This is a genomic window from Microseira wollei NIES-4236, assembly GCF_020521235.1.
GTDB classification, from domain to species: domain Bacteria; phylum Cyanobacteriota; class Cyanobacteriia; order Cyanobacteriales; family Aerosakkonemataceae; genus Microseira; species Microseira wollei.
This window is the reverse complement of record NZ_BLAY01000001.1, coordinates 153,374-175,749: the sequence shown is the minus strand read 5'-3', so window position 1 is coordinate 175,749 and position 22,376 is coordinate 153,374. Positions and strand designations below refer to the sequence as shown.

At 45.2% G+C, this 22,376-nt stretch carries 21 protein-coding genes and 1 pseudogene; 13 read left to right on the top strand and 9 right to left on the bottom strand.

Going from position 1 to position 22,376, the window contains the following annotated elements; genetic code table 11:
- The first annotated feature begins 33 nt into the window (after positions 1–33).
- Entirely contained in the window at positions 34–960 is a 927-nt protein-coding gene (gene thyD, locus MiSe_RS00820; RefSeq protein ID WP_226572836.1) for a thylakoid membrane protein ThyD, read from the top strand.
- 70 nt (positions 961–1,030) lie between these two features.
- Here thyD and MiSe_RS00815 read toward each other — a convergent pair whose 3' ends face one another.
- Positions 1,031–2,287 carry an RNA-guided endonuclease InsQ/TnpB family protein gene (locus MiSe_RS00815; RefSeq protein WP_226572834.1) on the bottom strand — a complete coding sequence of 419 codons (1,257 nt, stop codon included), beginning with the start codon at positions 2,285–2,287 and terminating at the stop codon, positions 1,031–1,033.
- Positions 2,288–2,340: 53 nt separating this feature from the next.
- Between MiSe_RS00815 and tnpA the strand changes: the two genes are divergently transcribed.
- Complete coding sequence (tnpA, locus tag MiSe_RS00810) at positions 2,341–2,748, top strand: IS200/IS605 family transposase (protein WP_226572832.1); 408 nt, start codon at positions 2,341–2,343, stop codon at positions 2,746–2,748.
- Between the two features lie 145 nt (positions 2,749–2,893).
- Here the strand turns inward: tnpA and MiSe_RS00805 are convergent, their stop codons facing one another.
- From MiSe_RS00805 to MiSe_RS53575, 5 genes and pseudogenes are all read right to left on the bottom strand, one after another.
- The gene (locus tag MiSe_RS00805) at positions 2,894–3,136 is read right to left on the bottom strand and encodes a DUF8620 family protein (protein WP_226572830.1); all 243 of its coding nucleotides are present in this window, start codon (positions 3,134–3,136) and stop codon (positions 2,894–2,896) included.
- Positions 3,137–3,289: 153 nt separating this feature from the next.
- Positions 3,290–3,478, bottom strand: a complete 189-nt coding sequence (locus tag MiSe_RS00800) for a hypothetical protein (RefSeq protein ID WP_226572826.1) — start codon at positions 3,476–3,478, stop codon at positions 3,290–3,292.
- Positions 3,479–3,658: 180 nt separating this feature from the next.
- A complete protein-coding gene (locus tag MiSe_RS00795) occupies positions 3,659–4,081 on the bottom strand; it encodes a tetratricopeptide repeat protein (protein ID WP_226572824.1) in 423 nt (140 codons plus the stop codon).
- A gap of 162 nt (positions 4,082–4,243) precedes the next feature.
- Positions 4,244–4,600 (bottom strand): HesB/IscA family protein, encoded by a 357-nt coding sequence (locus MiSe_RS00790; RefSeq protein WP_226572821.1) that lies wholly within the window; start codon positions 4,598–4,600, stop codon positions 4,244–4,246.
- A 774-nt stretch (positions 4,601–5,374) separates the two neighbouring features.
- A pseudogene (locus MiSe_RS53575) lies at positions 5,375–6,716 on the bottom strand (RNA-guided endonuclease InsQ/TnpB family protein).
- A 65-nt stretch (positions 6,717–6,781) separates the two neighbouring features.
- Between MiSe_RS53575 and MiSe_RS00775 the strand changes: the two are divergent.
- Positions 6,782–6,985: a hypothetical protein gene (locus tag MiSe_RS00775; protein WP_226572809.1), complete on the top strand. Its 204-nt coding sequence runs from the start codon at positions 6,782–6,784 to the stop codon at positions 6,983–6,985.
- A gap of 347 nt (positions 6,986–7,332) precedes the next feature.
- Complete coding sequence (locus MiSe_RS00770; protein WP_226572806.1) at positions 7,333–8,964, top strand: DUF6930 domain-containing protein; 1,632 nt, start codon at positions 7,333–7,335, stop codon at positions 8,962–8,964.
- 128 nt (positions 8,965–9,092) lie between these two features.
- Here the strand turns inward: MiSe_RS00770 and MiSe_RS50725 are convergent, their stop codons facing one another.
- Positions 9,093–9,218 carry a hypothetical protein gene (locus MiSe_RS50725; protein WP_264196268.1) on the bottom strand — a complete coding sequence of 42 codons (126 nt, stop codon included), beginning with the start codon at positions 9,216–9,218 and terminating at the stop codon, positions 9,093–9,095.
- Positions 9,219–9,511: 293 nt separating this feature from the next.
- Here MiSe_RS50725 and MiSe_RS00765 point away from each other — a divergent pair, with 293 nt between their 5' ends.
- The 3 genes from MiSe_RS00765 (at position 9,512) to MiSe_RS00755 (ending at position 12,666) form a co-directional block, all read left to right on the top strand.
- Entirely contained in the window at positions 9,512–10,567 is a 1,056-nt protein-coding gene (locus MiSe_RS00765) for a bilin-binding protein (RefSeq protein ID WP_226572805.1), read from the top strand.
- Positions 10,568–10,672: 105 nt separating this feature from the next.
- The gene (gene zds, locus MiSe_RS00760; RefSeq protein WP_226572937.1) at positions 10,673–12,109 is read left to right on the top strand and encodes a 9,9'-di-cis-zeta-carotene desaturase; all 1,437 of its coding nucleotides are present in this window, start codon (positions 10,673–10,675) and stop codon (positions 12,107–12,109) included.
- A 110-nt stretch (positions 12,110–12,219) separates the two neighbouring features.
- A complete protein-coding gene (locus tag MiSe_RS00755; protein ID WP_226572803.1) occupies positions 12,220–12,666 on the top strand; it encodes an SRPBCC family protein in 447 nt (148 codons plus the stop codon).
- 521 nt (positions 12,667–13,187) lie between these two features.
- Here the strand turns inward: MiSe_RS00755 and MiSe_RS00750 are convergent.
- Both MiSe_RS00750 and MiSe_RS00745 read right to left on the bottom strand, forming a co-directional pair.
- Positions 13,188–13,766, bottom strand: coding sequence for a Uma2 family endonuclease (locus MiSe_RS00750; RefSeq protein ID WP_226572794.1), 579 nt, complete (start codon positions 13,764–13,766; stop codon positions 13,188–13,190).
- Between the two features lie 37 nt (positions 13,767–13,803).
- Positions 13,804–14,427, bottom strand: coding sequence for an HmpF-related protein (locus MiSe_RS00745; protein ID WP_226572792.1), 624 nt, complete (start codon positions 14,425–14,427; stop codon positions 13,804–13,806).
- A gap of 67 nt (positions 14,428–14,494) precedes the next feature.
- Between MiSe_RS00745 and MiSe_RS50720 the strand changes: the two genes are divergently transcribed.
- The 6 genes from MiSe_RS50720 (at position 14,495) to MiSe_RS00720 (ending at position 22,263) form a co-directional block, all read left to right on the top strand.
- Positions 14,495–14,626, top strand: coding sequence for a hypothetical protein (locus MiSe_RS50720; RefSeq protein ID WP_264196267.1), 132 nt, complete (start codon positions 14,495–14,497; stop codon positions 14,624–14,626).
- Between the two features lie 1,038 nt (positions 14,627–15,664).
- Entirely contained in the window at positions 15,665–18,904 is a 3,240-nt protein-coding gene (locus MiSe_RS00740) for a type 2 lanthipeptide synthetase LanM family protein (RefSeq protein ID WP_226572790.1), read from the top strand.
- A gap of 1,023 nt (positions 18,905–19,927) precedes the next feature.
- On the top strand, positions 19,928–20,218 hold the full coding sequence (locus MiSe_RS00735; RefSeq protein WP_226572788.1) for a hypothetical protein: 291 nt from the start codon (positions 19,928–19,930) through the stop codon (positions 20,216–20,218).
- 318 nt (positions 20,219–20,536) lie between these two features.
- The gene (locus MiSe_RS00730; RefSeq protein ID WP_226572786.1) at positions 20,537–20,860 is read left to right on the top strand and encodes a hypothetical protein; all 324 of its coding nucleotides are present in this window, start codon (positions 20,537–20,539) and stop codon (positions 20,858–20,860) included.
- 71 nt (positions 20,861–20,931) lie between these two features.
- The gene (locus MiSe_RS00725; protein ID WP_226572784.1) at positions 20,932–21,222 is read left to right on the top strand and encodes a hypothetical protein; all 291 of its coding nucleotides are present in this window, start codon (positions 20,932–20,934) and stop codon (positions 21,220–21,222) included.
- A gap of 252 nt (positions 21,223–21,474) precedes the next feature.
- The gene (locus MiSe_RS00720; RefSeq protein WP_226572782.1) at positions 21,475–22,263 is read left to right on the top strand and encodes a sulfotransferase; all 789 of its coding nucleotides are present in this window, start codon (positions 21,475–21,477) and stop codon (positions 22,261–22,263) included.
- The last annotated feature ends 113 nt before the right edge of the window (positions 22,264–22,376 follow it).

The following is a 22,376-nucleotide window of genomic DNA, read 5'->3' as shown; positions in this document are numbered from 1 at the left end:
GTTAGTAGTAACGGGTAGGCAAGAGAGGAGAAAATGAAAGTAGCTGTCACGGGTGCAACGGGTTTTGTCGGTAGTCGCTTGGTGCAAAGACTGCACGCCCAAGGAAATCAAGTGTTAATTTTAACTCGCAACTCGGAGCGAGCGAGGCGCGTTTTTCCCAACAGTGCGTTTCCCAATGTGGAAATAGTTACCTATGCGCCAACAGAATACGGTGCTTGGGAACAAAGTTTATCCGGTTGCGATCGCGCAGTCAATTTAGCAGGAGAATCAATCGCAGAGGGTCGCTGGACACCAGAGCGAAAACAGGCGATTATCGATAGTCGTAAGCTCGGCACCCAGAGGTTAGTCGAAGCAATAGCAAAAGCTAACCCCAAACCTTCAGTATTGGTAAATGCCTCTGCTATTGGATATTACGGCACTAGCGAAACTGCCACCTTTGAAGAAACAAGTCCCCCTGGCAGCGATTTTCTAGCACAAGTGTGTCAAGTTTGGGAAGCAGAAGCCCAAAAAGTTAAAGATGCGGGCGTCCGTTTGGTAATTATCCGAACTGGGATTGTTTTAGGGATGGGCGGTGCGCTGGCAAAAATGCTACCACCATTTCAACTATTTGCCGGTGGCCCAATTGGTACCGGACGTCAGTGGTTTTCCTGGATTCACCGGGAAGATTTAGTCAACCTAATTCTACAAGCTTTGACTCGCGAAGAAATGGAAGGCGTTTTCAACGGTACTGCGCCCAATCCCGTCCGCATGACAGAATTTTGCCAAACTTTGGGACAAGTTCTCAATCGTCCTTCTTGGTTGCCTGTACCCGATTTCGCTTTAGAATTGCTGTTGGGCGACGGCGCCAAGGTGGTTTTGGAAGGTCAGCAGGTTTTACCCAAACGCACGTTAGCATCTGGGTTTCAATTTCAATATCCCTATTTGAAACAAGCTCTACAATCGATTTTGACCCAAGCGTGAGGGAGCTCTTGAGCAGGTGAGCAAAAGGAGATGGGGAGCTTCACGAGAATGTAGAATGAACTACCCACACCTACTGACGTTGAGGTGTGGGTTTCTGTCGCTTCATCTCCCAAACTTGCCGCCATCCTCCAGTCGCCTGGGGAGCAGAGGTAGAGGTTTGAGATCCACGATTGAGGGCGTTCGTTCCAAGCGCCCATGACAGCATTACTTTAGCTGCGGCGACATCCCTGTCATAAGTTGCGCCGCATTCCGAGCAGATGTGAACGCGAAAGGATAACTCTTTTTTGCGTTGATGACCGCAATTTGGACAGGTTTGAGAAGGCTTGACTTTTGACGTTGGAACCTTAACCAAAAAACCACCAGCCTCTTGTAATTTATACTCAATGGCTTTAGTTAGGTTTCCGATGCCCACATCCAGCATTGAACGATTAAGTCCAGTTTTTTGAGCCTGACTTTTGCTACCCTTTTTCGCTTGGCGGGTCATCCCCTTAAGATTGAGTTCCTCAGTAGCGACCATGCTATTACTGCTAACAATTTGCGCCGCCACTTTATGAGTCCAATCTTCTCTTTGATTGGCTACCTTACGCTGTAATTTAGATATCCGTTTAGTCGCCTTTCTCCATCGCTTTGACCCCTTGACTTTTTTCTTGAAATTGGGCGATCTTTTTCGACGTTTTTGCTTAGATGCTTGCCTGACTTTTTCTTGACTTTTGGCTAGAAACCTGGGATTTTTTACCAACGTTCCATCACTCATCGCAACAGCGTGAGCCGTGCCAAAATCCAAGCCAACTGCGCCGGAACCTGTTTCCCTAACTGGGATGCAATCAACTGTGATTGATGCGTACCACATGCCATTGCGATAAACAATCGTGCAAGTAGTAGGCGTCCCCCAAGTTCTGGCTTTACCCCTCATCTGAATAGATAATTTTAGGTCGGTTAACTCCAAGCAACCATGATTGCCAATTGTGTGAACCTTCCAGCTAGCTTTATCAGGATATGTCCATCCACTATAGTGTCTAATTGACTTAAACTTAGGCTTGCCTCTGAGTCCTTTAAAAAAGGATTGGTAGGCTAAGTCAACCCGTTTTAAAGTTGCCTGCAAAGTATGAGAACCAAGTTCTTTGTACTCAGGCCAGACTTGCTTAAAAGCAGGAAGCGAGTTTTGTTGTTCGTAGTAATCGACACAGTGACCAAACTTCTCGTATTGAGTTTTACGGTTAGCAATCGCCGCATTATAAAGTAATGCGTGCATCCGTCTTGCCCACAACAGCTTCTTAACTGCTGCTGGCTTGGGATACAACCGAAAAGTCACTCGTCTAACAGCCACAAAACTCACCTCCTTTGATATATTTAACCTAGCATCAGATGTAGGTATTGTCAATGTCTGTCAGAAAAGGATCTCACTCTGTTTTTAGTGTTCACCTGCATTTTGTCTTTGTCACCAAATACAGACGCAAAGTGCTAACGGCTCAAATGTTAGACCGTATGCGAGAAATATTTGCTCACGTTTGCCTTAAAACTAAGTGTCGCTTAGTTGAGTTCAATGGTGAGTCAGACCACGTACACTTGCTGGTTGACTTTCACCCGGACAACAACATTTCGGCATTTACAGGCAGCCTCAAAAGTGCATCTATTCGAATTATCAGGAATGAATTTGGAGAGCATTTAAACAAGTTTTATAGAAATGCTGTTTTGTGGTCTAGTTCCTACTATGTTGCCTCTACAGGAGGTGCGCCTATTGAAAAAGTTAAAGCTTATATCAAATCTCAGGATTCCCCGCAAGAGTGATTGTAAAAACAGGGGGTATCGAACCCCCTGTTTTTACAGCACACCTTCCCCACCTTGTAAGAAGGTGGGGACTGCCGCGTTTTGTTCAAATTCCCCTTTTGCCCCTTTTGCCCCTTTTGCCCCTCTGCACACCTGCACACCCGCGCTATACCCGATTGAGTCGTTTCGAGATCCAACTAATTAGGCCGCTCGTCATCGCTCCAGCCATTAAAATACCGATAGCTGGGGTAAATACGGGTTCCCAGAGTTTGTACCACAGATCGAGTCCCAAAGGAATGTTAGCTGCTTTACCAGCGACAGCGATCGCTAGCCATGCAAAACTAAGTAAAACCAGGAACGTATCGAACACCAAAAACGAGTTTAACCAGCCAAGGATTTTATCTTTCATAGTGATTGGTAATTGGGAATTGGTAATTGGTAATGGGTAATGGCAGATTTTTGATTGCAGATTTCAGATTTAAAGTCAATCTAAACAAATCTGGCTGTACCTGAAATCAGGACAGCCTGGTCGATTAAGTATGATACAATCTATGAAGTTGGATTAATCGAGGGCAATACCAGAAACATCCGGCAATTGCAAGTCATCTGGATCTACGTAGTGGCAGGTGGCGTCATTCCGACAAATGATCGCCCATCCAGACCGATCCACACCCATCAGTTTGTACGCTGCTTCGTGGATAAAAAAGCCTTTGCGATCGCGAGTTTCTGGCTTAACTGCAACGATGTCCATATTTGTGTCACCTAAAATCCCTGTTAAAAATGACTCAACGATTGGTTATTAGGGCAACTAATCGTTGAGTTCAAAAAATAATATCATGCCAGTTTCTAGATCTGGCATTAATTTATTAGAGAAATCATTACGAACTGAAAAGTTTTGTCGCAGCTTGGAAACGATTGGGATAGTAACGGCTCAAGCCTCAAACAACCAGGTTTTAATCCGGTTTAAACTATCCCAATCAGGTTTTCTGCTGAAACCATCTTTAAGGCTTTCCTCAATGTCTGGACGCAACTCGGCATCGAGGAAGAGCATTTGGCGAACAAGATCGATATGCTGCCGCACGCCGGTTTGCTTTGTTTCCAGCATGGCAGTTGCCAGGTTAATGCGTGCTTGGGGGTCTTGGGGGTTTAACTTGACAGCTTTTTGGGCTGCTTTGTAAGCTCGCTCCGGTTGATTATCGAGCAGGTACAACCAAGACAAACAAGTCCAGGCGGCGCCGGTTTTGGGAGAGCGATCGCAAATTTCTTTAAACACCGGCAGTAAAGTTTCCGGCCCTTCCCCGGCTTTGTAACGTTCGATACCCGTATCAAAAAGAGTTGAAACTGATTCAGTCATTGGTGAATTGGGAATTGGGAATTGGGAATTGGGAATTGGGAATTGGTAATTGGTTGGATGTTGACCCATGACCGATTACCCAAAAAAATATACCAGACCTCGGTCAGGGATCGGGTCTGGCAGGGGTGTGACTGCAAGCTATAGATATGAGTTTTTGCCTATTTAGACGGCGAAAGACTTACCGCAGCCACAGGTTTGAGAGGCGTTGGGGTTGGTGAATTGGAAGCCACCGCCGATCATGGCATCGCTGTAGTCTAGCACTAGACCGTAAAGGTAAAGCAGGCTCTTGGGATCGCACACGAGTTGGAAGCCATCGTGATCAAAAACTTGATCGTCCTCTCTAGCAGTACTCGGATCGATAAAATCCATCATGTAGGACATCCCAGAACAGCCACCTTGACGGACTCCCACCCGCAGGCAGAGGTCTTTGCCCTGTTTTTCGCGCAAGAATGAAATTTGGCGCAGGGCAGCATCGGTCAGCTGAATCCCCCGTTGTTGTGACTGAGTAGCTGATGTCATTTTTGCCTCGACTCCTTATGCCAGTTGCACTATACTGGCTGTTTACTGATAAATCCATTGTATCGGGGTTCTTAAATTTCTTAGCCCCTGGGAGCCGACCAAGGCAAAACCTTTCTATCAAAACATAGTGGGAGGGTGAGAACCCCTAGTCTAAAGACAGGGGATGAAACCCGACAAGGGCAGGTTTAAACCTGTTGTTTCTCTTTCTTATGTTATGCTGATGTCATGGTAAGACAGGATGAAAAACTGCAAAAAAAACAAACGTGATGCCATACTGAACCATGACAACTGAAGATATGGAGTTGCACCAAGAAGTGTAGAAATACAGCCGTTGGTGCGTAAAATATTCACGGATATGCGCTGCCAAATTCACCGCACATCTTAGCAACAAGCCGAGGCGGGTAGGGCGAAATGATCTGCGCCAAAATTTGAGCGTTCAAATAGAAATGAAGTGAAGCAACGTGGTTTTAACCCGCCCTTGTAACAACGTTTTAGAATCCACGTTTTTCAAAGCGTGGAGAAGTCAAACTTTACTTGCTTCCCAGTGAACTACCTACACCGCCTGCAAGCAGGTCGGTGTAGGCTTCTGGCACGCTCTTAACGTTTCGGTGAACTTGCTTCGAGGTACTATTAACGCAAGTTGCTAGTTATAAACTTGGGCGTTGCTAATTGCAAGCTTGCTAATTGCTAATCTAGGATTTTTACCAATCGATCGATTAGCCTCGTGACCAGGGCAGAGCCTGGTCACGCCATTAGCCGCTCCCAGAGAGATAACTAGCAACTTGAGTTATTAGTAGTAGAGTCACCTACTACTGGATTCCCTCTACGGCGTTTTATTGTTGGGAACAGTCCCAGCCCAACACGCTTTAAGTTGATAGCGGCATTAACGTCGCGGTCAACCCAAAGCAATTCTTTTCCATCCCAGTACTCGCGTATGCCGCAATCAGTAAAGACGAACTCGTCACGATACGCGAGTAATTGAGATGTGTATGCAGGTTTTACTGCTATTGTCCACAGCCGGTGCTTTTGCAGCTATGTATTCTAGGATTGTGAAAAACTGTCCAAATGCAGCATCTAACCAGGATTTGTTTAACCCAGATTTAGCTGATTGACCATTGGGTAAATATTTACCGTCCTCATCGAGTTTAGCTTTGTTGCGCAAGGACAAAGCTTTGAGGTTCAAATCTTCATGTACAAAAACTTTTTTATTTGTCCGAACTACAGCGTGAGCCGTCTTGAATGCATGGTCAATCCTAGCTCTAGCAATGCGTTGATGTTCTCGTGCTTCCCTCTTGGCTAGTTTACGGCGCGATTTACTACCTTTTGTCTTAGCAGATTTACGGTTAGAAACTAAGGCTCGCCGCTTTTCAGACTTTCTGAAAGACTTTAGCGCGGGTAACTTGATATTTTCTGAAGTTGCCAGATAGTCATCGTCGTGCAACACTGCATCCAATCCAAGGGTGTTGTCCCAAGTTGGGATTACGTCGTCAGGAGTAAAAACAGATACATTTGGGTCTTCTAGACATATAGTGATGTACCAGCCATCAGCCTTGCTTGTCACCAAAGCATTCTTAAGCACAAAGCCATTGGGTAAAGAACGATGTAAACGCACCTTCACCCAGCCTTTCAGCTTTGAGAAAGACAAGAACAACCAGTCTTTCTCAACACGCTCAACAGTAATGGCTTGACCCTCAATTCTCAGAGTGCGGTAACGTGCAGCGTTTTTAAATCTTGGTTTTCCGCTCCGATTACCGTTGCTATCCCCTTTAATGAAGCGAGAAAAAGCCAAATCAACTCGTTTGGAGACATCTTGTCATGTTTGAGATGGAACGCGGGTAAAATCAAGGAGTTCGCCAGAGTGTCCCACCTTAAGCAAGTCTTCCTTGATGGTTGGAAGTTGCTTTTTTTGAGAGTAAAAATCAGGATTGTCCCGTAGTTGAGGTAACGGACAACTGATTATTGAACAAGCATTAATGCTGTTGCGGTTGTTTTCCCACCAATCAAATCTATCCCCTAGTTGCTTGTTATACCAGTATTTGCCAATTTTCAACCAAGTATTCAGTTCTAGTTTTTGATTAGTGTCTGGAGCGGCACGATACTGATAGTTAAGCAACATTTTAATCACCTCCTTTGTTGTGTATATGATAGGATAATTGTGACAACATTGGGTAGCCTATAATAATGAAGACAACAAGATTAAATGTGCGGATGTCGGAGCGAAGATTAAATAAGTTGCGGTTATATGCAGCAAGCAAAGATAAAACAGTAACCCAAATAGTTGAAGACTGGATTGACCGACTCCCCAACACAGAAATTGGCAATCAAGGCACTGTCCCCACTTCCGCGTTAACCGACGGTCAACATAGGTCGGGGGACGTGCCTTGATGGCAAGGGAGATCATCCCACGCCTCCTGCGGTAGGACGTGGGGCTTCTGACCGATTAAGCTAACGTGGGAAGAACATTTTATGACCTAAACCAGAAAAGCGACTGTTGCCTGCTACCAGCCTAAAGCGGGAAAATACACTTGTTTGGGGAAAAGGGAAAAGGGAAAAGGGGGAAGGATGAACAAACCCTTTCGCTTTTCCCCCTTTTCCCTTCCCCATTTGCCAGAATGTCCCATCTTAGATTGGTAGCCCGGTTGCAAGTCAAAGCGGTCTTTTAAGGGTTAGTGTTGATCAGAGGTTTGTTCGTTCGACCCGCAAGCCCAATTTTTCTTTTGTTCCCTTAGTCTATGACAGCTCTCAATCGCTCTACCCGTCGTCGGTTACAACAGTTACAGCAAATTCCCAGCGTGTGGGAGGGCGATCGCCGTCCGCTATCGGCTCCTGTCGAGTTGGAAGACGAAGCCAAAGGCGACTGTATTTTATGGGTAGATGGTTCCCAAGGTGTTGTCCGCGCGATGGATATGGTAGCGCCAGACACCGGACCGGAAGCGGTTGTACGTACCTTGCTGCGGGCAATGGAACATCCCCACGGCCCGATGCCCCCCGGACGACCGCAAAAAATAGTCGTGCGCGATCGCGAAATTCAGTTCTACCTGCGGGGCGTCCTGCAAGAGTTAGGAATTTCTATTGACTACGCACCGTCGCTGCCTTTAATTGACGAACTGTTTCGCGAATTTGAAGAAAGCGCTTATGCTCACCCTCCCCAGTTGCCTCCCCAGTACGCAGAAAAATTGGTAGAAGAAGCGTATAAAATTTGGCAATCTGCCCCTTGGGAATACTTAGCAGAACATCAAATCCTATCGATTGAACTCAATCAATGGGATATCGGCACGCTTTATGCCTGCGTCATGGGAATGTCGGGGATGGAGTACGGAATTTTGCTGTATCGTTCCCTCGACTCGCTCAAGCGATTTCGCGCCGCAGTTATACACCGGGACGACTCGATGGAAAGCCTAGAAGAAGCCTTTTTGGGGCAAGATTGTCTGTTTATAACTTTCGAGCCAGCAGGGGATCGAGATGATGATGATGATGATGATATCGATTTAGCTGAATTACCGATATCCCTGATCGAGCCAAGCTTTGGTAACATTCATCCTTTAGAAGGGCTGCGGTCTTCGCTTTATGAAGAAGAAGCAGTCGTAGTTTTAGTAGCCCTGGAGGCTCTCAATCGCTTTTTCCGCGCCTCGCGCCGCAAACTGGCAGGGGAAGATTTCCCCAGCATCACCAGTCGCTATCGCATTCCCTCTCCCGATCAGCCTGAAGCAACTGCGCCTTTGTCTGTGAAGGTGGCAACGCTACCAAAGGTAGCAGACGAGCTGTACGATATGGTTCAACTCGACTCCGACAGCGATGACGCGGAGGGAAAAGCAATGCCACCCCTGCGCGATGACCTGGTGCCGCAAAATTCTTTCCTCAGTATTGGCATGGTGCCTTGGGAAATGGTGGAATATTTGCGGGCGACTTCGGGGAATTACCAAGCTGATATCAAAATGCAGGCGGCGGGAGATGGACTTCCGGTGATTTTGATCCAAACTTCCCGCCCCAAAGCTAAGATGCTGATCGAAAAAATCCAGGCGTCAGGCGGACTCAAAGGGATTTTGTTTAATCCGGGGGAAGACCCGTTTGAGGAGACTCGCTACGATATCGGCATTATTCAAACTAATAATGGAGAGATGCATTTGTTTGGCGAGTTTGTCAAGGATGAACCTATTCACGTCGAAGCGCGCAAGCGCTGGGATCAGCGGTGCAAGAAAACTAAGGGCTACTGCGGTTTAGTGATTGCTAAAGGACTGACAGGCGCTTCCCGGGGAAATCCCCAACTGCCAGATATGATGGCTTTGTTTGAAGCGCGAAGTCTTTCGGGTAAGGAGTTGGGATTGGGTACGCTGCAACGCATCGTTCACCTTGATTTTGAGTGAATTTAGCGGGGAGAGGCAGAAGTTGCCTCGGGGGTTTGACCCCCTGCCCCGCTTTTTATTTCACAGAATAAATTTCGAGGGAAATCAATAGAATCTGGGTCATGGTCTAGCAATATGCCTCCGGCACGCTACGCGAACGCGCGGGCGGGCGATCCCCCACCAACATCCGGACTTCGCAACAAGCTTTGCAGAGTTAAACCATAACCCTTGCCGAAATCTGCTTTAAAAACCCCTTTTTTGCCAACTTCTCTCATCTCTCACCATTCCTCCCCCTTCCTTTTCAGGAAATTAATTAGGTGTGATTTGGATCGCCTCAAAAATCAGCTTGGCATGATGCAATCACGGATAGGGAAATAACAGAGGAATTTCCCTACTTGAGGTCTCAATTTTTTATTCTTACGTAAGAAATACGCAAAATTTATAAAAACTTAAAATAAATTCAAAAGGGGTCAGCAAAATCCACATGGTCAAAACCACGGTTGACAACAGACGTTTAAGATAGGTGGTGGGACAAAACCTTAACAAGACAAAAGGAGTAAACTATAAAATGATGAAGCAAAATCCAAATCAGGGTGAAGAAAGCATCAATCAAACTCCGAGCCAATCCCTGGCAAAATTCTGGGCTAAAAAATATATCCAAAATTTAGAAAACAAGGAAGCAGCGACGGGAGAAAAACCCTGGGTAAGTGCTTACGGGAAAGAAAGGTATGAGATTGCTGAAAAGTTAATGTACTCGATGAGATATACGAGCCTTCAAGCTTGGCAAAAAACAGAGTACCTGATAGGTAGAGAAATTCAGAGACATCAAATCAATCCCAGATTGATCGATCCGTGGCGAATTTCGGAAGATGCATTTGAAATATATGAAAAAGCTTTAGAAAGCTACGCCAAGATGATTGCCCCGCAGCAGCTGGCAAGAATTATCGGCGCATACCTGGGACACATCCGCGATAAATATACTTCTGCTGACCCCAGAATAATTGGGTTTGTTGCCTTGCAGTTCCACTACACGGGACAAATGTTGCTGTCTGAAGTGTCTAGTCAGTGGGAACAAAACCAATTGTTGGCCTATTTCAAAGTAATTGACGACCATTTATATATGCCGCTGCAAAGAGCTTATGATGCAGCAGCTAGCCAAGATTACGACTCGCCAGCTTTGTCAGTTGTCCAGACCCTATTGCCGTGCAGTACTGAGATTGCGAGCAATATTTGTCAGCGAGTTATCGAATTATATCCCCGGTACTTGAGCCACAGCGGTTCGCTTGATCATCCAGTCGTTAAAACTTCCAGCATCCGCGATGTGGAAATGTTCCAGGTATATTTGTGGGTATGCGTTCTGGAAAATAACATCGCCGCAATTCAACAAGAGTTGTTCCCCTTGTGCGTGATGCTTTATCCAGCATTGAAAGTACACTGGGAGCTAGTGCGGCAAATGATCAATTTAATGGGGAAAGAATTTAGCAGCCGCGTTAAACCAGAACAACGGTCACTATTCGTACCTTATTTTCAAGCATTGCGGGAAATGTTCTCCCCAGAAGTGTTCCCGGAAAGTATCGACGATGAAATGCACCGGACAGCGCGGTCCATGGGTGCAACGTTATAGCAGAATATCTGGCAAATTGAACTACCCAACGCCGCGCCAAGTCTCTTGGCGTGGAAAAACCCTTATTTGTTTAAAATATGTAAAGAAATTGAGCAGGAACAGGGAATGCGCGTTGCAATCGTGGGAGCGGGACTGGCTGGAATGGCTGCAGCTGTCGATTTAGTCGATGCCGGATGGGAAGTGGAAATCTTTGAGTCCCGTCCTTTTGTGGGGGGTAAAGTCGGTAGTTGGGTAGATGTCGAGGGTAACCACATCGAGATGGGTTTGCACGTCTTTTTTGGCAACTACTACCAGCTACTAGAGTTAATGCATAAAGTGGGGGCTGGTGGCAACTTGCGCCTGAAAGAACATGTCCACACCTTCATCAATTCTGGCGGTAGGACGGGTGCGTTAGATTTTCGCTTTATTACGGGTGCGCCGTTTAATGGGTTGAAGGCGTTTTTCACTACGTCCCAACTATCGCTGCAAGATAAAGTGCAAAATGCGATCGCTCTCGGCACCAGTCCCATCGTTCGCGGTTTGCTGGACTTTGACGGCGCCATGATGACTATCCGCAATCTCGATCAAATCAGCTTTGCCGACTGGTTCCGCAGTCACGGCGGCAGCGATGGCAGCATCAAGCGCATGTGGAACCCCATCGCCTACGCACTCGGTTTTATCGACTGCGAAAATATCTCCGCGCGCTGTATGTTAACTATTTTCCAGATGTTCGCCGCCCGCACTGAGGCGTCCAAGTTGCGAATGCTGGAAGGCTCTCCCTACGAGTATTTACACAAACCGATCGTTAATTACATACAAGCAAGGGGAGCCAAAATTTATACTCGCAGTCGCGTACGTGAAATCCTGTATGCTAAAGACGGGGAACAAACGCGAGTGACGGGTATTGTGGTAGCCTCTGGGGAAACGGAAGAAACCATTACCGCCGATGCCTATCTCTGCGCTTGTGATGTACCAGGAATTCAGCGCCTGTTGCCTCAAGAATGGCGTCAATGGCAGCAATTTGACAATATTTATAAACTCGATACGGTTCCCGTGGCGACGGTGCAACTGCGGTTTGACGGTTGGGTAACCGAACTGCACAATGCTCAAAAGAGGAAACAATTAGAGCAAGCAGCGGGTATTGATAACCTACTTTATACTCCCGATGCTGACTTTTCTTGTTTTGCCGACTTGGCTTTAACCAGTCCGGGGGATTACTATCGGGAAGGGCAAGGTTCCCTGTTGCAGTTAGTGCTGACACCGGGAGATCCTTTTATTAAGGAGAGTAACGAAGCGATCGCTCAACACGTCCTCAAGCAAGTTCATGACCTATTCCCCTCTGCTCGCGAACTCAACATGACCTGGTACAGTGTAGTTAAGCTGGCTCAATCACTCTACCGCGAAGCCCCCGGCATGGAACCATATCGTCCCGATCAAAAAACACCCATTGCCAATTTCTTCCTAGCGGGTAGTTACACGCAACAAGATTACATCGATAGCATGGAAGGTGCGACCATTTCCGGGCGACGCGCCGCCAAGGCAATCCTAGAACAGAAAAAATAGTGCATGAATTGGAGATTTTAAATTTCAGATTGCCGATTTGAAATCCAATTAAATCTACAATCTGAAATCTAAAACCTGCAATTAATTATTACCCATTACCTATTATCAAAATGGCAGATTGGCTAGAACACAGCGTACAGGTAGAAGTAGAGGTTCCCATTGATTTAGTGTGGAATCTTTGGTCAGATTTAGAACAAATGCCCCGCTGGATGAAGTGGATTGAATCGGTTAAAGTCCTAGAAGATAATCCGGATTTATCTCGCTGGAAACTTGGGACTGGAGGTCTTGAATTTACCTGGCTTTCTCGGATTCTAAAAATAGTTCCCCACCAAATTATTCAATGGGAATCTGTAGATGGTTTGCCTAACCGGGGGGCGATTCGTTTTTACGATCGCAAAGGTAGCAGCATCGTTAAGTTAACAGTGGCTTATGCTATTCCTGGGTGGCTTGGCAAGTTGATGGATAATCTATTTTTAGGGCGGGTGGTTGAATCGACACTTCAGGCAGATTTAGAACGGTTCAAAGAATACGCGCTCAAAGCTTACGCTCAATCTTAAGCGGTATTTTGAGTAGGTGGTTTGTCGGGGCGGGTTTAATATCGTTTCCGGTTACATCTATAGCGGATTGCAGCCCTATGAGGTACACCTGAGTTTGTGTAGCGGCACAATTAATTGTGCCGCTACACAAACTTTCGCGATAACGCTTTCCCTCACAAGAAAAGCAATCCGCTGTAAACGATCAAAATTGATTGTAGGGACTAAGGCTAAAGAAAGTTTTATCGCCAGCGCAAAGTTTTTGCAATGCCGTGTCCCTACCAATGATTCAGATACAACCGGAATCGATATAACGAGATATTTCGTGATATCAAATCCGGTTGCATCGGAATGATCGGCCTTTCTGGGTAATTGCTAATTGCTAATTGCTAATTGCCCCTACAGGTCGTAATTCCGATGCCTAAGGAAACGATATGATTCCTGTAGCGACGGGTTTAACGACATATCTCTTAGTTCCGCAGACTGGGCAGGTATTACCAGCCCCTAATACGAACTGGTGCGTTCGCTTGTTATTTTCTCTCAAATTATTCCCAAATAAATTGCAAATTCAAAACCAAACCCGGTAAGACATCTTCCCCCGATAATGCAGTCGGAGATTCTAAAACTTCTGGGGTTTGTCCTGGGCGATAAATTTCCACGCGGCGGGTTTTGGGGTTAATTAACCAACCGAGTCTCACCTTGTTTTCCATATATTCCTGCATTTTGGCTTGCCTGTCTCTCAAACTATCATTAGGAGAGATTAACTCTAAAACAAAATCGGGGGCTATGGGGGGAAATTTCGCTTTTTCTTCGGTGGTGAGGTTATTCCATCTTTCTATTGTTATCCAAGCAACATCGGGGGAGCGATTGCTGCCATTGGGGAGTTTGAAACAAGTGGAAGAATCAAAGCAAATTCCCAGTCGAGTTTGTCGGTTCCAAATGCCGAAATCAGTGGCTATCTCAAAATTCCAGTATCCAGTTTCTCCCCCGGTAGGTGACATTACGATAACTTCTCCTCTAGCATTCCGTTCAAATTTTACATCCGGATTGGAGCGGCAAAGTTGATAAAATTGGTCGTCAGTCAGTTCGATGATCGGTTTGAGGTTAAGGGTAACAGCAGTCATGGGAGTGGGTGCTTTTCGCAACTGTACTGTGCCAATTTTAACGAACGGGGGTTCTCCTGATGCCAATGCCAACAGACTTGTCTAGCACTAGAGTGGACATATCACCACTATTTGTTGGGTCAGAATTGACAACCTTCTTCTCCACCTGTGGTGATGCGTGGAGGTTAAGTTTCTTGGCATCTGACATATAATTCGGGTTAGATCTCGCCTTTTTTTGTTGTTCAAGTTCTATCTGCAGTTTTTGGAGTTCAAGACGAGCTTTATCAAGTTCTTGGCGTTGCTTGGTTAATTGTTCTTGTTGTACTCTCAGTTCCATCTCGCGGCGATTGAGTTCCGCAGATTGATGGGTAAGAGCTTCTTTCCAAAAATCTCTTTCTTTTTCCTTAGCTTCCCATTTTTCTTGCAGATAAGAGAAATTTTGTAAAATTTTGACTAATGAAGGCGCTGCTTCCCGAATATTCTGTGCTTTTTTACTCGCCGTCACGTCAACTAGCACCAATACCCCCCCGTTGAAGTTACTCGCCTCTGGTGCTGGAATGACTTCATCCCCGGCGACGGGACTCCAGCTGTTATCCCCTCGCTTACAAGCTAGCAGTTTGAGTTCCGCCTTCACAGTGCTGAAGAATCTGGTTTGCTTTTGAACGGTCGCTAGGTAGAGCATAATCTTCCTCTGGAAATACTTCGGTATCACCCTTCTACTTACATATATATCTGGGTGGAGAGGACTTATGCAGTTACCTCAAAATCAATCAGAGACAGATCGAGTAGGATCTTGCGTTTTTACCCTTGCTGTACGAGGTGAGGAAGATCGGGAAGCTGGGGAAGATAACCCAGGTGGGAAAGTAAAAATGTTCTTATAAGAACATTTTGCTAGGGAGGAACCAGGCAACCAGCTATATCTGCCGCTCGCCATCCACTAAAATTTACTTTGAGGGAAGCATCGCTGAGTATAGTGCCAGTTTAAACCTCCTTTTCCAGCTATCTTTGCCAGTTTTTAGGATAAAAAGGCGTAAACTCTTATAACTGAACCCCCACCCCCTGGATGAATGGGGCGATGTCATCAGCAGTATCCGCAGTGGACACCTTGATGGCATCGTTGTTAAGGATTTCATCTCACCAAAAACGCGCTCTCTTGTGCCCAAAGTCTGATAGAGAATCCATCTCTGATGCGAAACAGCCCTTGCCCCTAGGTGAGCATTTATAGAACAATTATAACTGCGGGCAACCAACTCGATCAGTATTTCGAGGAACCCCGGGTATTTAGATACAAAAAACGATCGCTCCACCTCAGTCGATGACACCAATTGAGGTATTCAAGACCGATCTATTCAATCATAGTAGCCTTGTGCCTGGAGAAGCTTTCATGCCACCCTATTGCTGGGGAGCAAATTGTTGTATCCTGAATAAAAACAATCAAAAAAACAGTGGATTCGTCGCCGATATCTTCAAATTTTTCTCAGCTCATGTCCTTTGGCAACGGTTGTGTAACTGCTAATAGCTAATCGCTGGCTAAATAAAAAAGAAACAGTCAATAATTACTGAGCAGCTCTTTTGGCAATTGAATTGCGAGCAATTAGCTTTTCTTGCAATTAGCTATTCATACACTACCGCTCTCTCGCGGACATGATATCATCCCTAAGTACAAGATTATTGCACAAGTTAGTGGGGACTTGACAGATATCCACAGAGGAGTTAATCTGATTTCGATTGAAGTTGTCAGAGGTGGCTTCTTGAAAATTAGACAAATCAAATATGCTCAGCCCTCTATAAATCTACGATTAACCCGAACCACCCACAGTCGGAAGTGGGCAAACATATTGGCTACGAGCGTCAAGGGCGACTGATAAACAGTTAAACAGCTAAGGGAATCCCAAAAAGTGAAAAAAACCCCGAAAAACATGGAATTAAATATAATATATATTCTGGAAAAATCTAGCTCAATTTGGGAGCGATTAAACGGAAAATATCTGCCAAAAATGAATGCAGAATGTGAAAAAATAGGCCAAAAAAGAATAGAGGATTGGTGTGAAAAAATTGCCAAAGGCAACTGGGAAATATTTAAAAAGCGCTGGGAGTGGGATGGAATTGAACTGGATATAATTCAGCAATTATTAGGGGCAGTTAGCTTAGAAAATAGACAAAAATTACCGGGATGGGCAAATATTTTACAAGAAGTATTGAACTCTATACCCGATATTAAAAAGCATGTTATTTTAGGCGAGGGCAAGCAATTTCAAGCGTACCCTTTTGCCGAAATTTTGTATCCCTTTGTTTTAATAGCCAAAAAAAGATTAATTGCCCAAGTGGGGTCAGTGTATGAAATATTGACACCAGAAGCAGCATCTGGCCTAGAATTAAATTTAATCAAAGACCTTTCTTGGATAGCAAGCAATGCGCTATATCTCGAATTTAGTATCTTTCGTTCGCGGAAAATATCTGCTTTACAGCGCCTAATTTTGGAAAAAAGCGAAGAAAAAAGTACGAAAGTATATGAAGAATTTGTCTCTAGTATGTTTGAAGGCAAGCTGCTTTCATTTCTCCAAGAGTATGCTGTACTAGCACGCTTGCTATCAACAACAACAAATTTGTGGATCGAGGCAAATGCAGAGTTTTTGCAGAGGTTATCTTCAGACTGGCAAACGATTCAGAGTAAATTTTTTAATAGCAGAGAAATAGGGCGAGTAGTAGAGTTAAAGCCAGCACTTTCTGACTATCACAACGGCAGGCGCTCGGTGATAATTTTGCAGTTTGAGTCTGGGGATAAAATCGTTTATAAGCCCAAAGATTTAGGAATTGACTGCGCCTATTTCTCGTTTCTAGAATGGTTGAATCTGCAAGGAATAACGCTACCCTTCAAATCCCTGAAAGTTATCAACCAGAAAGATTACGGATGGGTAGAGTATGCCGAGAACCTGCCTTGTGAGAATGTTGATGCTGCGCGCCGATTTTACCAGCGTGCGGGGATGCTGCTGTGCTTGATGTATTTCCTCCAAGGGGTGGACTGTTTTTATGAAAATATCATTGCTAGCGGTGAGTATCCATTGCTAGTAGATATGGAAGCGTTGATGCACAACAACTTCAAGCTAGAGCGAGAATACTCCCAAAGCTATCATATTAGACCGATCGATATCATCTGGTGGAATTCAGTATTTCGCGTGGGATTGCTGCCTACATGGCGGCTAAGCGCTGATGGGAAGATGGCCTACGATATTGGAGGTCTGAGGGAGGCGGGTAAATTGGTATTGCCCTTTAAAAGACCAGTATGGCAAGACGCCAACTCGGATGCTATGAAGCGAGACTATCAACCTATGGAGATCGACGTCAAAGCGAGCGTGCCTCATATCAATGGTACCCGCTTGAAAGCAACCGATTACGTGGGCGAGGTTGTGGCTGGTTTCCAGCAGATGTATCTTTTTCTGATGGAGAGAAAAAATGAGTTACTCGCTCCCCACAGTCCCCTACAAAACTTGGCTGGGCAAAAAGTGCGCTACATTCTACGCAACACCAAGTTTTATACATCGACCTTGCAAACGCTGCTGGAACCGGAATATTTAAGAGATGGAGCGGATAGAAGCATCGAAATGGATGTTGTCAGTCGCATGTCTCTGGACAAGGGCAACAAAGCGATTCATTGGCCTTTAGTCAAGTTTGAAACCGCAGCTTTAGAACAGATGGATATCCCCTTGTTTTCAATACGTGCAAATAGCACGGCGATAGATTTGCCCGATGGGGAAGTCCTGCAAGGCTTCTGTGAAAATACAAGTATTGAGAACGCAATTAATCGCCTTAATTCTTTTAACGAACAAGATCTAAACGCGCAAATTCGTTTAATCGAAAGTACCCTACATCTGAGCGCGGTCTCTGGCAAACACAGCACTTATTTAGTAGAGAAGGAAAAAGAAGATGAGAGTGCTGTACTTTCGCCTGAAGAGCTAGTTGCCTGTGCGAAGGAGATCGCTCTTGAGTTACAAGAACTAGCAATTTACTCCCATGACGGTAGCGCCACTTGGATCGCTGGGCAACTGCAAGCCGAAAAATATATATTACAGCCTCTGCGATTAGATCTTTACGGGGGAGTCGCAGGCGTTGTTGTCTTCTTGGCAGGGTTGGAAAAAGTAACTGGTGGCGCTGGATATGCAGAACTGATTCAGGGCGCGATCGCTCCCTTACGAGAAGCGATCGCCACCACACCAATTCAAACTTTGTCTCGCAACGGATATACTATTGGCGGCGTAGCTGGTATCGGTTCCCTCGTCTATGCTTTTACCCGCATTTCTGAGTTTTTGCAGCAGCCCTCCTGGCTGGAAGATGCTAAACTGGCTGCATCATTAATTTCTCCCCAGCAGATTGCCAGCGACAAAAATTTGGATGTGGTAAATGGATCGGCAGGGGCGATTTTGGGATTATTAGCTCTATATGAAAAAACGAACGCTGCCGAGATTTTGGCAACAGCTTTCTGCTGCGGCGAGCATTTATTAAACACTCGAACGACAAACAACTTGGGATGGAAAGCTTGGCATAGAATTGGCGCCGACTTTGTGACTGGGTTTTCTCATGGTGCGGCGGGGATTGCCTATGCTCTGTTACGTTTGTACGATTCGACTGGTGAAAATAAGTTTCTACAAGCAGCCACGGAAGCGATCGCTTACGAACAAAGCGTTTTTGACCAATTAGCAGGCAATTGGCCCGACTTTCGCGCCGCGATGCCAACAAATGGTAAACCTGGATTTATGACGGCTTGGTGTCACGGCGCACCCGGCATTGCTCTGGCAAGAATCGGCGGACTTGAGGTTTTAGATACAGATGAGATTGAAAAAGATATCGCAGCCGCGATCGAGACCACCCGACAATTCAGCCTGGGAGGAAAAGATTATCTCTGTTGCGGTAACTTTGGCAGAATAGAAGTACTCCAAGTTGCAGCCCAAACCTTTTCCAGGCCCGACTTATTTGATTTAGCGAACCAGCAAGCTTCCCTAGTTGTACGCAGAGCCAAGCGGCGAGGTTCCTATCATTTATTTGACAAATTTCTTCAGGGTATATTCCATCCCTCGTTCTTCCAAGGAACTTCAGGTATTGGCTACCAGTTGCTAAGATTGGCTCACCCCAATTTGCTACCATCCGTTCTGTTGCTAGATTGACATTCTAAGCAAAGGTAGTGCAAGTGTTTTTGACCGGAGTAGGGGCGGGTTTTACGAGAGATCTTTGAACCCAGCGCACTGGATAAATCAACCCGCCCCTTAGTGCAGCACGCGAACAAACACGATCGGGACTTATATCATGTCCGGTTCTTCACCCATAGTTAGGAATGACACGGTGACGCAGAGAGATTTTTATTCAGGGTAATTAGGCGGACATCATATTACGCAGGCGGAGCCAAAAACTTTGGTGATGCGTCAATCTCGCGACTCTAAACCCACGATTAATCGATTTCACCAAAGTTTTTTTTGCGGAAGTCCTGATGATATTAATTCCTGGCAAACTGACCGGGAAAGCGTCAATCGAACTCCTGAGAAAATGTGGGTAACGACAAGGGGTTATAGCGGATTGTGACTTGATAGAATACACTTGATTTTTCATGAGTTAATAGCCCGTGTAGACGGGCTCGAGTTTGTATAGCGGCACCCTTAAGGGTGCCGCTATACAAACTCGAGCCCCAAGGGCTGTATTCCACCTTGTCACCAACTGCTATAAACCCTATAGCAGCGCCTATTTGTTCGGGAGTGAACATGCTTGCATTTCCTGCTTAAGAGTTTTGCTTCTTGACTTTGTCAAGCTTGGTTTTATTGGACCAGGACTTACGCACGCGGGGCCAAAAACTTTGGTGATGCGTCAATGTCGCGACTGTCAACCAACGATTAATCGATTTCACCTTTGTTTTTTTGCTTAAGTCCTGCAAATGCTTGCCTGGATATTTAATTAATCTTTATATAAATTTAAGATAGTTAAAATGTAGGCAAAGTGTACGAGATATTAAGGCGAGCGCCCGCAATACATAAATATTTTTGTCAAATATCAAAATGGGTGGATTAATAAATAAGATTGTTATGTTTTTTCGTGATTTTCATAAAAAATAACTATGATTTTCTATTGGTTCACTCTTGCAGGTGACTTGGTGAAAAGATAAAATTGCAGCGGCAACTAAAAAATCATAGGAAGCAATCATGACGACTCTACTTAGCGAAAATTTGCAAGCTGAGTTAGCTGAGAAAGCTGCAAAAGATAGCGAATTTGCAGCACGATTGCTCGGCGCTCCCAAAGAAACGCTGTCAAGCTTTATCAATATGGATCTGCCGTCAGATTTAAAGGTGTCGGTTCACCAAGAGTCCCGGAACGAGTTGCATATCGTTCTTCCCGCATTCGATGCACCTCAGAAGCCAGAAATGGATATAGCAGATGATGAGATCCTGGCAGGATGCACTTGGGGAGCTAATTGTCAAAGTTCTATTGGCTAGAACGGGTTACAGCAGATCAGGGTTAATATAGTTGGCTCAATCAGCAATATCCTCAATCTCCAACTTATTGCCCAGCTAATTAAGTAATAGGTTCCTAACTGTTCATCATTCACGCACATAACTGATTGTCGCGTTGCGCCATCGCCTAAGTGTTTGAAAAAGATTCAATGTCTATGCCTGTAAGCATAATATCGGCTTACAAGCTATTTATGATTGAGGTTTCGTTTTCAAACACGAGAGGTGGACTATTACGCGATTGGAAGATGTTTTTTTTGTCAATTCAACTTTAGATATTTTCGTTCCGAGGAGAATACAATCATGAGTTTCACTCCCGAACAAATAGGCGCTGCTATAGCATTTAACGCTTGCGTAGACCCAAATAGCACTTTAGCAACTTATCTGCGGTTACTCACGCAAATAGGTGCTAAAGCTGACGATCTGGCACTCACACCAGAGGAGCAGAACCTTCCGCAAGAACAGGCACAGGAGGTGTTCACTAAGAAGATTGCGAAAGCAATTTTTGCGGATGGTGTAGTTACCACTCAAGAGCAACAGCTTCTGGACTTTATGAGTCAGCTAAAAGAGGATAAGGGACTTCAGGAATCGCTGCAAAACGATATAGCGGCTCTCGCGAAAAAATAGAAAGTCTGGAAATCGCGATTAAGTCTGGCGTTGGTTTGAACCACCACGAAAAAAAAGAAGGAGTAGCAACAATGACAACTCTACTTAGCGAAAATTTGCAGGCTGAATTAGCAGAAAAAGCGGCAAAAGATACCGAATTTGCAGCACGATTGATTGGCACTCCCAAAGAAACGCTGTCAAGCTTTATCAATATGGATCTGCCGTCAGACTTAAAGGTGTCGGTTCACCAAGAGTCCCGGAACGAGTTGCATATCGTTCTTCCCGCGATCGATGCACCTCAGAAGCCAGAAATGGATATAGCAGATGATGAGATCCTGGCAGGATGCACTTGGGGAGCTAATTGTCAAAGTTCTATTGGCTAAAACAGAATCCTCAAAGCAGGGTAAATGTATTTTGCTCAATTAGCTATATGTTGGCGTAACAGCTGACTACCTAATTTTTTCCGGAATCTATGCACGTGCATATTAGGGCAAGCCAAATTGAGATGCATTGACCCTGCTTTTAAGAGAGCGAGACGTAACCTATTGTACGTTTCGTTCTCTAGGTTTTTCTGATTAGGCGTTTGGCAGCAGTGTCAATTTATAATTAGCGAGGAAAACGTAGATCACAAAAAGATGACATCAAAAGAGCTGGCTGAGGGAACCAGATCATCTCGTCGATTTCGTGCCTATTGTGTCGGTATTGCCAAAACTGGAACAAACTCTATGGCTGACCTATTTGGGCGATATAGATCAGGACACGAATTTATGTTCCAAGAAACCGTTGCACAAATAGCAGCATGGCAAGAAGGGATGATTTCACCGGAGTCGTTTAAAGCTTATATTCTCTACCGCGATCGGCAAGGGGATCTGGAAATGGATTCGGCGACCTTTAACCATAATTATTTGCATATTTTAATACAAGAGTTTTCCGAAGCCAAATTCATTTTCACTGTTCGCGATTGCTATTCCTGGCTGAACTCTCTGTTGAATATGAGCTGGCGTTCGGGAAATAGCATACCCGACTGGATGTTCAAATACGGTAAGTTTTTTATCGGTTATGAAGTTAATCGCTCCGCAGTTTCATCTGTCGAAGCGATGTTAGAGGAATTGCCAAATGCGCTTGAGGGATTGCTATCGTACTGGCAAAAAAGTAACCAGCGCATCTTGGATCTTCTGCCACCAGAACGTTCTCTGATAGTTCCAACTCACAAACTTTCCCAATCCCTTGAGCAAATAGCAAATTTGGTTGGCGTTACACCCGAATCTCTGGTTGAGGAAGCCAAGCATTCTAATCAAGCGCCACCAGGTTACGATTGGCTCAAGTATATAGACCAAGATTTGCTGGAGGAACGCTGTTCTTTTTACTGCGGCTCTCTGATGGAGCGGTTATTTCCCGATCTGATGGAGGTGGGAAGAAAATGAACGCTGCAACCCAGACATTGGATAGCTATTTCGAGGTATTGGAGCCTGATATTTCTCTAGGTTCTAGGTTTGTTTAATTTGGCGTTTTAACGATACCCTCTATAGCAATAGCA

Excerpts from the sequence above, each read along its gene's own strand:
- MiSe_RS50725 (WP_264196268.1), bottom strand. The coding sequence starts at position 9,218 with ATGAGAGAAGTTGGCAAAAAAGGGGTTTTTAAAGCAGATTTCGGCAAG.
- thyD (WP_226572836.1), top strand. The coding sequence starts at position 34 with ATGAAAGTAGCTGTCACGGGTGCAACGGGTTTTGTCGGTAGTCGCTTG.
- MiSe_RS00800 (WP_226572826.1), bottom strand. The coding sequence starts at position 3,478 with ATGGACATCGTTGCAGTTAAGCCAGAAACTCGCGATCGCAAAGGCTTT.
- MiSe_RS00740 (WP_226572790.1), top strand. The coding sequence starts at position 15,665 with ATGGAATTAAATATAATATATATTCTGGAAAAATCTAGCTCAATTTGG.
- MiSe_RS00775 (WP_226572809.1), top strand. The coding sequence starts at position 6,782 with ATGAAGACAACAAGATTAAATGTGCGGATGTCGGAGCGAAGATTAAAT.
- MiSe_RS50720 (WP_264196267.1), top strand. The coding sequence starts at position 14,495 with ATGCAGTTACCTCAAAATCAATCAGAGACAGATCGAGTAGGATCTTGC.
- MiSe_RS00795 (WP_226572824.1), bottom strand. The coding sequence starts at position 4,081 with ATGACTGAATCAGTTTCAACTCTTTTTGATACGGGTATCGAACGTTAC.
- MiSe_RS00765 (WP_226572805.1), top strand. The coding sequence starts at position 9,512 with ATGATGAAGCAAAATCCAAATCAGGGTGAAGAAAGCATCAATCAAACT.
- MiSe_RS00805 (WP_226572830.1), bottom strand. The coding sequence starts at position 3,136 with ATGAAAGATAAAATCCTTGGCTGGTTAAACTCGTTTTTGGTGTTCGAT.
- MiSe_RS00750 (WP_226572794.1), bottom strand. The coding sequence starts at position 13,766 with ATGACTGCTGTTACCCTTAACCTCAAACCGATCATCGAACTGACTGAC.
- MiSe_RS00770 (WP_226572806.1), top strand. The coding sequence starts at position 7,333 with ATGACAGCTCTCAATCGCTCTACCCGTCGTCGGTTACAACAGTTACAG.
- MiSe_RS00790 (WP_226572821.1), bottom strand. The coding sequence starts at position 4,600 with ATGACATCAGCTACTCAGTCACAACAACGGGGGATTCAGCTGACCGAT.
- MiSe_RS00730 (WP_226572786.1), top strand. The coding sequence starts at position 20,537 with ATGAGTTTCACTCCCGAACAAATAGGCGCTGCTATAGCATTTAACGCT.
- zds (WP_226572937.1), top strand. The coding sequence starts at position 10,673 with ATGCGCGTTGCAATCGTGGGAGCGGGACTGGCTGGAATGGCTGCAGCT.
- MiSe_RS00720 (WP_226572782.1), top strand. The coding sequence starts at position 21,475 with ATGACATCAAAAGAGCTGGCTGAGGGAACCAGATCATCTCGTCGATTT.
- MiSe_RS00725 (WP_226572784.1), top strand. The coding sequence starts at position 20,932 with ATGACAACTCTACTTAGCGAAAATTTGCAGGCTGAATTAGCAGAAAAA.
- MiSe_RS00735 (WP_226572788.1), top strand. The coding sequence starts at position 19,928 with ATGACGACTCTACTTAGCGAAAATTTGCAAGCTGAGTTAGCTGAGAAA.
- MiSe_RS00745 (WP_226572792.1), bottom strand. The coding sequence starts at position 14,427 with ATGCTCTACCTAGCGACCGTTCAAAAGCAAACCAGATTCTTCAGCACT.
- tnpA (WP_226572832.1), top strand. The coding sequence starts at position 2,341 with ATGTCTGTCAGAAAAGGATCTCACTCTGTTTTTAGTGTTCACCTGCAT.
- MiSe_RS00755 (WP_226572803.1), top strand. The coding sequence starts at position 12,220 with ATGGCAGATTGGCTAGAACACAGCGTACAGGTAGAAGTAGAGGTTCCC.